Source organism: Rhodococcus sp. NPDC003322 (genome assembly GCF_053589555.1).
Window position 1 is genome coordinate 1 of the sequence record NZ_JBSFSC010000012.1, and the last position, 15,036, is coordinate 15,036.

Genomic DNA, 15,036 nt, shown 5'->3' on the forward strand with positions numbered 1-15,036 from the left:
TGGGGGCTGCGTTCGACACGGTGGTGCCGGTTCGGGTGTTGTTCGAGGCGTCGTCGGTGGGGGCGCTCGCGGCACGAGTCGGCGCTCTCGCCGGTTCGGGCGGGCGGACTCCGCTGGTGGCGGGCCCGCGCCCCGGTCGGCTCCCACTGTCCGCGGCACAGTCCCGGATGTGGTTCCTCAACCAGTTCGACACCGCATCCGGGGCGAACAACATCGCCATGGCCGTGCGACTGTCGGGCGCGCTGGACATCGATGCGTTCGGCGAGGCCGTGACGGACCTCTTCGACCGCCACGAGGTCCTGCGGACCTCGTACCCGAACTCCGAGGACGGTCCGGAACAGGTGATCATGCCTGCCGGCCGGGTCGCACACGACCTGACGCCCATCTCCTCCTCCGAGGAGGAGATGGTGGCTGCGCTCGTCCGGGAAGCGGCGGAAGGATTCGACGTGGCGGCCCAGGTGCCGATGCGTGTCCGTCTCCTCCAGCTCGGTGACACCGAGTTCGTGTTCGTGTTCGTGGTCCACCACATCGCCGCCGACGGCTTCTCGATGGGGCCGCTGGTGCGGGACGTGATGGCCGCGTATGCCGCCCGGACCGCCGGGCACGAGCCGGGGTGGGCGCCGCTGCCGGTGCAGTACGCCGACTACGCACTCTGGCAGCGCGAGGTCCTGGGATCCGAGGACGACTCCGAGTCGGTGATCTCCACCCAGTTGGGCTACTGGTCCGAGCAGCTGGCCGGATTGCCGGAACAGCTGGACCTGCCGACCGACCGGCCGCGGCCGCCGGTGGCGTCGTATCGAGGTGCGACACATGTCTTCACTGTCGACGCCGAGCTTCACCGGGCACTCGACGAATTGGCCCGGGAGCGGGGCACGACGCTGTTCATGGTGGTGCACACGGCGCTGGCGGTGTTGCTGTCCAGGCTGTCCGGCACCGAGGACATCGCGATCGGGGCCCCGGTCGCGGGCCGCGGCGAGGCCGCGCTCGACGACCTCGTGGGCATGTTCGTCGGGACACTGGTCTTGCGGACCCGGGTCGACTCGGGGATGAGTTTTGCCGAGGCGCTGGAACAGAGCCGGGCGGTGGACGTCGCAGCGTTCGCGCACGCCGAGGTGCCGTTCGAGCGGCTCGTCGAGGTGCTCAACCCGGCGCGCTCGCAGTCCCGGCACCCGCTGTTCCAGGTCGCCCTCGCCTTCCAGAACTTCGCGCCGGCCCGGCTGGTGCTTCCGGGGCTCGAGGTCTCGGCAGTCGACTTCGACGCGCGAGTCGCGAAGGTCGATCTTCAGGTCACGGTCACCGAACGCGCCGACGAGAGCGGTCGGCCGGACGGCTTGTCCGCCGAAATGGTCTACGCGACCGACCTCTTCGACGAGGCGACCGTGGCGGGCATGGCCGACAGGTTGGTGCGAGTGCTGACCGAGGCCGTGTCGGCGCCGGAGGTTGCAGTCGGTGACATCGACGTTCTCGATGCCGCCGAGCGCGCCGGGGCGGTGCGGGCGGGCAGCGATGCGGTTGCGCCCGAGTCCCTCGCCGGGTTGCTCACCGGTGCGGTCGCGGTGCGTCCGTCGGCGGTCGCATTGTCCGCCTCGGGTCGGGACGTGACCTATCGGGAGCTGGACGAGCGGTCGTCGCGTCTGGCCCGGGTGCTGATCGATGCGGGTGCGGGTCCCGAGTCCGCGGTCACGATCGCAATCACGCGTTCGGTGGAATCGGTCCTCGCGGTGTGGGCGGTGGCGAAGTCGGGCGCCGCGTTCGTGCCGGTGGATCCGAACTATCCCGCCGATCGGGTGACGCACATGGTGACCGACAGCGGGACGGTGCTCGGTGTCACGACGGCCGAGTTCGCCGACCGTCTTCCTTCGGCGGTCCCGTGGCTGGTCCTCGATTCCGTCGAGGTCGAAACCAGTTGCGCCGCAATGTCGCCGGCGCCGGTGGTCGACGCGGAGCGCCTTCGTCCGCTGCGGCTAGAGAATCCGGCGTACATCATCTACACGTCCGGATCGACCGGTTTGCCGAAGGGCGTCGTCGTCACCCACACAGGTCTGGCGAACTTCGTCGCGTACCAGCGTTCGGACTACCGCGCACTCGAGGGTGACCGGACGCTGCACATCGGGTCGCCGAGCTTCGACATCTCGGTCAACGAGATGCTGCTCGCGGCCACTTCCGGCGCGACGCTGGTGATCTCGCCGCCGACGGTGTTCGGTGGTCCCGAGTTGGCGGAACTGCTGCGCCGCGAACGGGTGACCCATGTCCTGATGACGCCGGCCGCGCTGTCGTCGGTGGATCCGGCGGATCTGCCGGACGTGCGTTTCGTCGGGGTCGGTGGAGATGCGTGCCCACCGGAGTTGGTGGCGCGGTGGGCCGGTGATCACGAGTTCGTCAACGCCTACGGCCCGACGGAGGCGACGATCGTCGTCACGAGCACCGACCCGCTGGTGCCCGGGCAGCCGGTCACCCTGGGCGAGCCCGTGTGCGGGGTGCGGGCGATGGTGCTCGACGGCAGGCTGGGGCCGGTGCCGGCGGGAGTGGTCGGCGAGCTGTATCTGGCGGGGCCGGCGTTGGCGCGCGGCTATCGCGGACGGCCGGAACTGACGGCCGATCGGTTCGTCGCCGATCCGTTCGTGTCCGGTGGCCGGATGTACCGCACCGGTGACCTGGTTCGATGGACAGCGGACGGCGAGTTGGACTACCTGGGGCGCAGTGACTTCCAGGTGAAGGTGCGTGGCTTCCGCATCGAGCTCGGCGAGATCGACGCGGCACTCGCGGCGCAGCCCGGCGTGGAGTTCGCGGTCACCGTCGGTCACGCGGGTGCGGGTGCGGCGGCGTTGGTGTCGTACGTGCTTCCGTCCGCGGGCGTGGTGTTGGAACCGGCGGTCGTGAAGGCGGCGTTGGCCGAGGTGCTCCCGGCGCACATGGTGCCCGCATCGGTGATGCTGCTCGACGGGATCCCGTTGACGCCGGTCGGCAAACTGGACCGGAAGGCGTTGCCGGAGCCGGTGTTCGAGGCGCGCCCGTACCGCGCCCCGGCGAGTGCGACGGAGGTGGCGGTCGCGGGTGTGTTCGCCGACGTCCTCGGTGTGGATCGAGTCGGCTTGGATGACGACTTCTTCGAACTGGGCGGCAACTCACTGATCGCGACCCAGGTGGTCGCGCGGCTCGGCGCGGTACTCGACGCGACTGTTCCGGTGCGGACGTTGTTCGAGGCGTCCGGGGTCGCCGACCTGTCGGGCGCGGTCGAGCGCATCGCGGGAAGCGGTGCGCGACCGGCGCTCGTCGCCCAGGACCGGCCGGACCGGATCCCGCTCTCGCTGGCCCAGCAGCGCATGTGGTTCCTGAACCGGTTCGATCCGGAGTCGGTGGCCTACAACATTCCGATGGCCATCCGCCTGACCGGTGCGCTGGACGCGACGGCGCTCGAGATCGCGCTGGCAGATGTGGCCGCGCGGCACGAGTCGCTGCGCACCCACTACCCGGAGACCGAGGACGGTCCGGTGCAGTCGATCGCTGCCCCGCAGGACGCGATCCCCACCCTCGACAGGGTGCGGGTCACGGCCGACGAACTGCCGCAGCGGCTCTACGAACTGGCAACCACCCGGTTCGACGTGACCTCCGAGATCCCCTTGCGGCTCACGCTGTTCCAGCTGTCGGAGCTCGAGTACGTCCTCGCCGCAGTGGTGCACCACGTCGCCGCCGACGGGTCGTCGGTCGCTCCGTTCGTCGGCGATGTCATGACCGCCTACGGAGCCCGGACCGCCGGGCGTGCCCCGGGCTGGTCGGAGCTGCAGGTGCAGTACGCCGACTACGCCATCTGGCAGCGTCGGGTCCTCGGGAACGAGGACGATCCGCAGTCCGTCGCCGGGCAGCAGCTCGACTACTGGCGCCGGAACCTGGCCGGGATCCCCGACCAGATCGACCTGCCGAGTGACCGACCCCGTCCGGCCGTCCGCACGAGCCGCGGCGGACGGGTCGCCTTCGAGATCGACGGGCGGCTGCACCGTGCGGTGGCCGAGTTCGCCCGTCGCGAGGGCGTGACCGTCTTCATGGCCACGCACACCGCGTTGGCGGTGCTGTTGGCCAGGTTGACCGGCACGGACGACATCTCGGTCGGCACGCCCACCGCCGGTCGCGGCGACGCAGCGATGGACGGGCTGATCGGGATGTTCGTCAACACCCTCGTGCTGCGTACCGCGGTCGACGGCGGACGTTCCTTCTCGGACCTGCTCGCCACGGTCAAGGAAGCGGATCTGGGTGCGTTCGCGAACGCAGACGTGCCGTTCGAACGTCTCGTCGAAGTTCTCAACCCGACCCGGTCCACTGCTCGTCACCCGCTCTTCCAGGTCGGATTCTCGTTCCAGAACATCGCGCAGACGAGTCTCGAACTCCCGGGCCTCACGGTGTCCGCGCTCGACGTGGACAACGGCATCACCCAGTTCGACCTGCAGTTGTTCCTCATCGAGCAGTTCGACGCCGACGGCGCGCCTGCCGGCGTGGAAGCCATGTTCCACTTCGCGACGGATCTGTTCGACCAGTCGACGGTCGAGCGGTTCGCGCAGCGGTTCGTCCGTATCCTCGAGACCGGGGTGACGCGGCCGGACACCGCGGTCGGCGACATCGACGTCCTCGACGACGCCGAACGCGCCGAGGTGGTGTCGGACCGGAACGCGACTGCGGCCGAGGTCGAGGACCGGACCCTCGCAGACCTCTTCCGGGCGCAGGCCGACGCGACTCGGGACGCGCCGGCTCTGTGGCACGCGGGGACCGAGCTGACCTATGGGGAGTTCGACTCCCGGGTCAATCGTGTCGCCCGCGCGCTGATCGACCGGGGGGTCGGTCCCGAGTCCCTCGTCGCCCTCGCCATGCGCCGGTCCGTCGACCTGGTCGTCGGCATGTACGCGGTGGTCCAGGCCGGTGGCGCCTACGTGCCGGTGGATCCCGACCAGCCGGCCGAGCGGACCGGTCACATCCTCGACTCCGCATCACCGGTCTGCGTGTTGTCCACAGCGCGGGACGGTTTCGACGGTGCCGGGGACACACCCGTCCTCTTGCTGGACGGGGCAGACCTCGACGGCTACTCGACGGAGGCGGTGCAGGACGCCGAGCGGGTGCGGCCGCTGCGTCCGGAGAACCCGGCCTACGTCATCTTCACCTCCGGGTCGACGGGCAAGCCCAAGGGTGTTGCCGTCAGCCACCGCGCGATCGTGAACCAGTTGACGTGGAAGACCGACGCTTTCGGTCTCGGAGCTTCGGATTCGGTGTTGCTCAAGACTGCCGCGACATTCGATCTGTCGGTGTGGGAGTTCTGGTCGCCGCTCGTGTCCGGTGGCCGGATGGTCATCGCCGACGCGGGCGGTCAGCGCGATCCCGACTACCTGCTCGGGCTGCTGCGGGACCAGCACGTGACGACCCTTCACGCGGTGCCGTCGACGGTGACGATGCTCTCGGCAGCGGCCTCCGGTGCGGCGCTGTCGGATTCGCTGCGCCGGGTGCTGGCGATCGGCGAGGCGCTGCCCGCCTCCACAGCGCAGGCGTTCCGGTCGGCAAACTCCGCAGGACTGTTCAACCTGTACGGGCCGACCGAGGCGGCGGTGTCGGTCACGGCGCACGAGGTCAGCGACGCCGACGTCACCTCGGTGCCGATCGGCGGTCCCGAATGGAACACACGTGTGTACGTGCTCGACGCGCGTCTGCACCCCGTTCCCGTCGGGGTCTCCGGCGAGCTGTACCTGGCGGGCACCCAGCTCGCGCGCGGCTATCACGGCCGCCCGGACCTGACCGCGGATCGCTTCGTGGCCAATCCGTTCGGTGCGCCGGGTGAGCGGATGTACCGCACCGGAGACCTGGTCACCTGGCGTCCGGACGGCGAACTGGAGTACCTCGAACGACGTGACTTCCAGGTCAAGGTACGCGGCTTCCGGATCGAGCTCGGGGAGATCGAGTCGGCGCTGGCCAACGATCCCACCGTCGCTGCGGCCGTGGTCGCCGCGCACTCCGACGAGCGGGCCGGTGACCGGCTCGTGGCGTACGTGGTGCCCGCGACGGGAGCGCAGGTCGACGCGGTCGAGCTGAAGGCGTCGGCTGCCCGGGCACTGCCCAGCTACATGGTGCCGGCGGCGATCGTCGTGCTCGACGCGCTACCGCTGAACGTGAACGGCAAGATCGATCGGAAGGCGTTGCCTGCGCCGGAATTCGAGGCTGTCGAGTTCCGGGAGCCGGCCACCGACGCGGAACGGCTGGTGGCCGAGGTGTACGCCGACGTACTCGGCGTCGAGCGGGTCGGTCTCGACGACGACTTCTTCGCGCTCGGCGGGAACTCGCTGATCGCGACTCAGGTCACCGCGCGGTTGGGAGCGGCACTGGACACCCAGGTTCCGGTGCTCTGGTTGTTCGAGGCGCCGACCGTCGCCGAACTCGCCGAAAGAGTGAGCGCCAGCGCCGGTTCCGGTGGTCGCGCCCCGCTGGTCGCGGGGGATCGTCCGGAAGAACTGCCGCTGTCGCTCGCGCAGCAGCGGATGTGGGTGGTCAACCGGATGATGCCGGACTCGGCTGCCTACAACATTCCGGTGGCCATCCGGCTGTCCGGCCTGCTCGACGTGCAGGCCCTGGAGGCGGCCCTCGGTGATGTGCTCCGCAGGCACGAGGTGTTGCGCACGGTGTACCCGGACGGGCCCGACGGCCCGGTGCAGGTGGTGCTCTCGCCGGCCGAGTCGACGCCGGCGCTCGAACGTGTCGCCGCCACCGAGCAGTCGTTGCCCGGTCAGGTCGTGGAGATGGTGTCCGGGGGCTTCGACGTCACGGTCGACCTGCCGGTGCGGGCACGGCTGTTCGAACTCAGCCCCACCGAGCACGTGTTCGTCGTGATGGTGCACCACATCAGCGCCGACGGCTTCTCGATGGGCCCGCTGACCCGGGACGTCATGGTGGCCTACGCCGCGCGCGTGGATCGGCGGGAGCCGGACTGGGCGCCGCTCTCCGTGCAGTACGCCGACTACGCCCTGTGGCAACGTCGGGTCCTGGGCGCGGAGGACGACCCCGAGAGCCTGCTGACACGGCAGATCGACTACTGGCGCGATCAGCTCGACGGGCTCCCGGAGCAGATCGAACTGCCCACCGACCAGAGGCGGCCGGCACGGCAGTCGATGCGCGGTGCGTCGTTCGACTTCGACGTCGACACCGACCTGGCCGCGAAGCTGGCCAAGGTTGCCCGTGAACAGAACTCGACAGTGTTCATGGTCGTGCACAGCGCATTCGCGGTACTGCTCGCGAAGCTGTCGGGCTCGACGGACATCGCGATCGGCACACCGGTCGCGGGACGCGGTGAGCAGGTCCTCGACGACCTCGTCGGCATGTTCGTCAACACCGTGGTACTGCGCACCGAGGTCGGGTCGGGGATGACGTTCTCCGAACTGCTCGAGCAGACCCGGACCACCGACCTGACCGCTTTCGGTAACGCGGACGTGCCGTTCGAGCGCGTCGTCGACGCGGTCGGCCGGGAACGGTCCACCGCGTACTCGCCGCTGTTCCAGGTGTTGTTCGCCTTCCAGAACATGGCCACGACGTCGCTTCGGCTTCCGGGGCTCGAGGTTTCGCTGATGGACAGCGGCTTCGAGCAGGCCAAGTTCGACCTGCAGCTCACCGGTACGGAGCGGTTCGACGATCTCGGTCAGATCGTCGGCCTCGGCCTGCAGTTCCTGTACGCGACCGATCTGTTCCTCCCCGAGACGGTCCGCCTGTTCGCCGGTCGGTTCGTCCGGATCCTGGAGACGGTGGCGAACGACCCGGACGTCGTGCTGCGGAGCATCGACATCCTCACGGACGAGGAACGCTCGCGGCTCGCGCCGCAGCCGGCGCTGACCGTGCGGGATCTGCCGGACCTGTTGTCCGCCGCGGCGGCTGTGGCACCTGACGAGATCGCGCTCAGCCACGACGGCAAGGAGGTCACGTACGGGCAGCTCGGAACGAAACTGGCGTCCGTCACCAAGACCATGGGAGCGACGCTCAAACCCGAGGCATTGGTCACGGTTTCGTTGTCGGGTCTGTTGCCGGGCATCCTGCCCAAGCTCGGTCCCGAGGGCCACGCCAGGGCGATTGAATCACTGATCAGTTCGTCTCGGTCAATTGTTCAGAAAGCGCAGTTCGACAGCGGGTCGTGACCCTATAGTTCACCGGACGGCGCCGGGGAACCCGGAGTCGTCGGCATGCGCGTCGCCGGCGTCGAATGCCGGTTAGCAGTGGTTTTACGGGAGGTTTTGGCTAGATGTCGGGTGTTGAGCCGCGGGAGCACTTTCTCGCAGTCGAAGACTTGCCGCGGTTGATCGCAGAGGTTGTCAGGACCGATCCCGATCGCCTGGCGATCGCTCACGCGGACTCCAACGTCAGTTACCAGACGTTGCACGCGGAGCTGGAAAGCCTGGACACGGCGATGGGTGGCGCGCTCGGACCCGACGCCCTGATTCCCGTCGTGCTCTCGACCCTGCTGCCCGGCCTCGACGAAGGCGAGGACAGCGGGCTCGCGGCCGTGCTCGACGGCCTGTTCTCGGACGTGGCCCAGGCAGTCGGCGTCGTCGCCACCGCGCCACGCACCCTCGCATCGCTCTTCGACGAACAAGTCGCGCGGACTCCGGATGCGGTCGCCCTCGAATTCGAGGGTGCCGAGATGACCTATGCGGAATTCGACTCGCGCGCGAATGCATTGGCCCGCAAGCTGATCGAGTCCGGAGTCGGCCCCGAGTCGATGGTCGGGCTGGCGATCCGGCGTTCCTTCGATCTCCTGATCGGTATGTACGCCATCGTGAAGGCGGGCGGCGCCTACGTGCCGCTCGACCCCGACCATCCCGCGGACCGCATCGCGTACGTTCTCGAGGTGGCGCAGCCCGCGGCCGTGCTCACCACCGCGCGCGATGCGGTGCCGCTGCCCGCGAACGCAACGGTGTACGAGATCGACACCCTCGACGTGACCGGCTACTCCGCCGCCACGGTCACGGACTCGGACCGCATCCTGGCGCTGTCGCCCGACAACGCCGCCTATGCGATCTTCACCTCCGGTTCGACCGGGCGACCGAAGGGCGTTGCGGTCAGTCATCGCTCGGTCGTGAGCAACATGCTGTGGCGCACCGCCCAGTACCGCATCACCGGCGACGACGTCTTCTTGCAAAAGACGCCGTTCACCTTCGACGTCTCGCTGTGGGAACTGTTCTGGCCACTGGCGGCGGGTGCGAAGCTGGTCATCTCGACTCACGACGGACACCGCGACCCGGTCTACCTCGCGCGGACCATGGTCGATCGAGGCATCACCGTCGCCCAGTTCGTCCCGTCGATGCTGTCGATGTTCCTCGCCGAACCCGCAGCTCACGGGGTCGGGTCGTTGCGACTTGTCTTCTCGTCCGGTGAGGCGCTGCCACCCGAGACCGCGGTGCGCTTCCGCGGCATCTTCGATGTGCCGTTGCACAACATGTACGGGCCCACCGAGGCTGCCGTCGACGTCACCCGTCACGAGACGAGCGAGGCGGACGGGGCGACGATGCCGATCGGCTACGCCATCGCCGAGACCGAGGTGCTGGTCCTCGACGACGGGCTGCGTCCGGTGCCGCCGGGCGTTCCCGGCGAGCTGTACCTCGCGGGCGTCCAGCTCGCCCGCGGTTACGTCCGCCGGCCCGAACTGACCGCGGACCGGTTCGTCGCGAACCCGTACGGTGCGGTCGGCGCGCGCATGTACCGCACCGGAGACCTCGTCCGGTGGAACGCCGCCGGCGCATTGGACTACCTGGGGCGCATCGACTTCCAGGTCAAGCTGCGCGGTCTGCGCATCGAGCTCGGCGAGATCGAGTCGGCCCTCCTCGCGCGCAGCGAGGTCGCGCAGTCCGTGGTGGTCGTGCACAACGATCCGACTGTCGGCGACCATCTCGTCGCGTACCTGGTCGCCGAAGCGGGTTCTTCGCCCGATCACCGGGAGCTCGGTGCCGACCTCAAGCAGCGACTGCCCGACTACATGGTGCCGTCCCTGTTCGTCGTCCTCGACGCCTTTCCCGTCAACGCGAGCGGCAAGCTCGACCGGAAAGCGCTTCCGGCCCCGGACTTCTCGTCCCTTGCGCGCGAGTACCGCGCCCCGAGCACGACCACCGAGGAGTCGCTGGCGGCGCTGTTCGCCGAAATGCTCGGTCTCGACCGGATCGGCATCGACGACGACTTCTTCGAACTCGGTGGCAACTCGCTGATCGCGACCCGCGCGATCGCGAGGTTCAACGCCGACTTCGACGTCCGGATCGACGTCCGCGCGTTCTTCGATGCGCCGACAGTTGCCGAACTGGCGGTCGTCATCGACGGCGCGGCCGCGGCCGCGACCGGGCCACGACTCGGAGCTCTCGAGCGCCCCGACCGAATCCCGTTGTCGCTGGCGCAGTCCCGGATGTGGTTCCTCAACCGATTCGACACCGCGTCCGGCGTCAACAACATTCCGATGGCGGTTCGTCTCACCGGTCGCGTCGACGAGGACGCCATGCGGGCGGCGGTCGCGGACGTCGTGGGCAGGCACGAGGTGCTGCGCACGATCTACCCCGACTCCGAGGACGGTCCCGTGCAGGTGGTCCTGCCCGCGGCTCAGGCCGTTCCGGACCTCGTGCCCACCCGGGTCGACGAGTCCGAACTCGTCGCTCGCGTCGTCGAGTTGGCGAGCGCCGGCTTCGACGTCACCGGCGAGGTTCCGTTGCGGGCGGCGCTGCTGACCACCGGTGAGTCCGATCACGTGCTCGTGCTCGTCGTGCATCACATCGCTGCCGACGGGTTCTCGATGGGGCCGCTGGTCCGGGACGTGGTCACCGCGTACATCGCCCGGACGGGCGGTGCGGCCCCCGACTGGGCGCCGCTCGAGGTCCAGTACGCGGACTTCAGTGTGTGGCAGCGCGCGTACCTGGGTTCGGAGGACGACCCGGAATCGCTGGTTGCCGCGCAGCTCGGCTACTGGAAGCAGACACTGGCGGGGCTGCCGGAGCAACTCGACCTGCCCGCCGACCGCCCGCGCCCGGCGGTCGCGTCGAACCGCGGCGCCAACCACCGGTTCGTGCTCGACGGCGATCTGCAGCGGTCGATCGAGGCCCTCGCGCAGACGCAGGGCACGACGCCGTTCATGGTGGTGCACGCGGCGCTCGCCGTCCTGCTGGCGAGGTTGTCGAACACCACGGACGTCGCCGTCGGTACCCCTGTCGCCGGACGGGGTGCGGCCGCTCTGGACGATGTGATCGGCATGTTCGTCAACACCCTGGTGTTGCGTACGGAGGTCGACTCGGCACAGTCGTTCGCCGATCTGTTGTCCCAGGTGCGGGGTGCAGACCTGGCTGCGTTCGCGCACGCCGACGTGCCGTTCGAGCGTCTGGTCGAGGTCCTGAACCCGGCCCGATCGCAGGGCCGGCACCCGCTGTTCCAGGTTGCCCTGTTCTTCCAGAACCTCGCCCAGTCCGAGATCGTGCTGCCCGAACTCACCGTCAGCGCAGTCGATTTCGATCCCGGTGTGGCGAAGTTCGATCTGCAGCTGACGGTGCTCGAGTCGAGCGATCCGACCGCCGACGCCGAGGGACTGACCGTCCTCGTCACCTACGCCACCGACCTGTTCGACGAGCCGACCGTCTCGGATTTCGGACGCCGGTTCGTCCGCGTCCTCTCCGCCGTGACCGCCGACCCGACGGTCGCAGTCGGCGACATCGACCTCTTCGACGGCGCCGAGCGGGTGCGGGTGCTGGACCGATGGAACGACTCGGCGCAAGCGCTGCCCACCGGTGAGCTGCTGCTGGACGCGTTCCGGGCACAGGCGGCGGCGACGCCGGATGCGACCGCGGTGGTGTTCGAGGGCGAGTCGCTCACCTACGGTCGGTTCCAGTCACGGGTGAATCGGTTGGCCCGCAAGCTGATCGACTCCGGCGTGGGACCGGAGTCGTTGGTGGCCCTGGCTGTTCGGCGGTCGATCGACCTGGTGGTGGGCATGTACGCCGTGCTCGAAGCCGGTGGCGCATACGTCCCGATCGATCCGGACCATCCCGCGGAGCGGATCGGCCACATCCTCGACACCGCGAACCCGGTGTGCGTGCTGACCACCGAACGAGACGACTTCGACGCCGCAGGGGACAGGTCTGTCCTCTGCATCGACACGGTGGACGCCTCGGCGTTCTCGGATACGCCGATCTCGGATGCGGATCGCGTCGCCGCACTGCGGCCGGGTCACCCTGCGTACGTGATCTTCACGTCCGGATCGACCGGCAAGCCCAAGGGCGTCGCGGTCCCGCACGGCGCAATCGTCAACCAGATGCGCTGGATGGAGCACGAGTACTCCTTCACCGCGACCGACATCTACCTGCAGAAGACCGCGACGACGTTCGACGTGTCGCTGTGGGGGTACTTCCTGCCGTTGCGGGTCGGTGCGACCCTCGTCGTCGCGACCCACGACGGGCACCGCGACCCGGTGTACGTGGCGGACTCGGTCGCCCGTCACGGTGTGACCCTCACCGACTTCGTCCCCTCGATGCTGACGGTGTTCGCCGAGTACGCACCCGCGGAATCCCTGGTGTCGTTGCGCGACGTGTTCGTGATCGGTGAGGCATTGCCGGCGGAGACGGTGCGGGCATTCGCTGCGGTGTCGTCGGCGCGGGTGCAGAACCTGTACGGGCCGACCGAGGCGGCCGTGTCGATCACCTACGCCGACGTGACGGACACGTCCCCGGGCGGTGCGGTGTCGATCGGCCGTCCGCAGTGGAACTCGCAGATGTACGTTCTCGATTCGCGCCTGCACGCGGTGCCGGCGGGGGTTCCCGGCGAGCTGTACCTGGCGGGCGCGCAGCTGGCTCGGGGGTACTTCGGCAGGGTGGACCTGACCTCGGACCGGTTCGTGGCCAACCCCTTCTCGCCGTCCGGTGAGCGGATGTACCGGACCGGTGACCTCGTCACCTGGAGCGCGTCCGGTGAGCTGAACTACATCGGGCGCACGGACTTCCAGGTCAAGTTCCGCGGCCAGCGGATCGAGCTCGGTGAGATCGAGACGGCGCTGCTCGCGGATCCCTCGGTGAACCAGTCCGTCGCCCTGGTCGTCACCACGGCGACCGGAGACCAGCTGGTCGGCTACGTGGTGCCGTCCGCCGGGGCGGAGATCGACGTCGCGCAGGTTCGCTCGGGTCTGGGCGATCGGCTGCCGTCGTACATGATTCCCTCCGCGTTGGTCGTGCTGGACGAGTTCCCGCTGAACTCCTCCGGCAAGCTCGACCGCAAGGCCCTGCCCGATCCGACGTTCGAGGCGAAGGAGTTCCGGGCTCCGACGTCGCCCGTCGAACAGGCCGTCGCCGCGGCGTTCGGGGAGGTGCTCGGTCTCGAACAGATCGGCCTGGACGACGACTTCTTCGAGCTCGGCGGCAACTCGCTGGTCGCGACCCAGCTCGCGGCCCGGCTCTCGGCCGCGCTCGACACCCGGGTCCCCGTTCGGGATCTGTTCGAGGCGTCCACCGTTGCCGCGCTCGCCGCCCGGTTGAGTTCGCAGACGGGAGCTGGTGCCCGACTGCCGCTGACCACTCGGCCCCGACCCGATCGGGTGCCGCTCTCGCTCGCCCAGCAACGGATGTGGTTCCTCAACCGCTTCGACGCCGAGTCCGCGGCCTACAACATTCCTCTCGCCGTCCGGCTGACCGGAACGCTGGACACCGACGCGCTCGAATCCGCCGTCCGGGACGTCCTGGACCGGCACGAGTCGCTGCGGACCGTGTACCCCGAGGACGGCGACGGGCCGGTCCAGGTGGTCCTGCCCGCCGGGCAGGCGGAGCTCGACCTGACACCCGTCGACGTGGACGAGGCGGCGCTGCGCACGCACGCGCTCGGAATCCTCGCCGAGGGATTCGACGTCACCGTCGCGCCCCCTGTTCGCGGGCGGCTGCTCCGTACGGGGACCGACGAGTACGTGCTGGTGATGGCCGTTCACCACATCAGCGCGGACGGTGTGTCGATGGGTCTGCTGGCGCGGGACGTCATGGTCGCCTACACCGCGCGGACCCTCGGCCAGGCGCCCGCCTGGGCGCCCCTGCCCGTGCAGTACGCGGACTACACGCTGTGGCAGCGTGAACTGCTCGGCTCCGAGGGCGACGCGGAATCGACCGTGGCCGAACAGATCCGCTACTGGACCCACACCCTGTCGGGCCTGCCGGACAAACTCGACCTGCCGACCGACCGGTCCCGACCGACCGTCGCCTCCGGCCGCGGTGACCTCGTCCGCTTCGACATCTCCCCGGACCTGACGGCGGGCATCGAGGCGCTCGCCCGGGCCCACCGTGCGTCGCCGTTCATGGTCGTGCAGGCGGCGTTCAGCGTGCTGCTGGCTCGGCTGTCGAACACCACCGACATCGCCGTCGGTACCCCTGTTGCCGGGCGTGGCGAGGCCGCGCTCGACGACCTGGTGGGCATGTTCGTCAACACCCTGGTACTGCGGACGGTCGTCGAGCCCGCGGAGAGCTTCGCGGAACTGCTCGGCAGAGTCCGCGAGAACGACCTCGCCGGCTTCGGCCGGTCCGACGTGCCGTTCGAGCGGCTCGTCGAGATCCTCAATCCTGTTCGTTCGCAGTCGCACTCACCGCTCTTCCAGGTGTCGCTGACCTTCGACCACCGCACACAGACCACCTTCGAACTGCCGGACGTGACGCTGTCGGCGTTCGATTACGACTACGCGACAACGCAGTTCGACCTGGCGCTGGCGATCACCGAAGGTGCCGACACCGAGGGGATGGCCGCCGGACTGCGCTATGCCACGGACCTGTTCGAACGGTCCACGGTCGAGGAGATCGCGCAGCGGTTCGTGCGGGTTCTCGAAGCCGTGGTGGCGGACGCGCAGCGGCCGGTCGGCGACATCGAGGTGCTCGGTGCCGTCGAGCGCGATCTGGTGGTCGACACGTGGAACGAGACTGCCGTCGGGCTGCCCGAGGGCACGTTGGTGTCGTTGTTCGAGAAGCAGGCGGCGACGTCGCCGGATGCGGTGGCGGTGTCGTTCGAGGGTGAGTCGTTGACGTACGGGGAGTTCGC

Annotated in this window: 1 protein-coding gene and 1 pseudogene; both read left to right on the forward strand. The window is 69.1% G+C overall.

All coding sequences use genetic code 11. From position 1 onward, the window contains the following. Nucleotides 1–35 precede the first annotated feature (35 nt). A pseudogene (locus tag ACWDUM_RS28120) lies at nt 36–8,150 on the forward strand (amino acid adenylation domain-containing protein); the annotation flags it as partial. A 104-nt stretch (nt 8,151–8,254) separates the two neighbouring features. Then, nucleotides 8,255–15,036 (forward strand): amino acid adenylation domain-containing protein (locus tag ACWDUM_RS28125; RefSeq protein WP_450136522.1); only part of this gene is annotated, 6,782 nt, incomplete at its 3' end.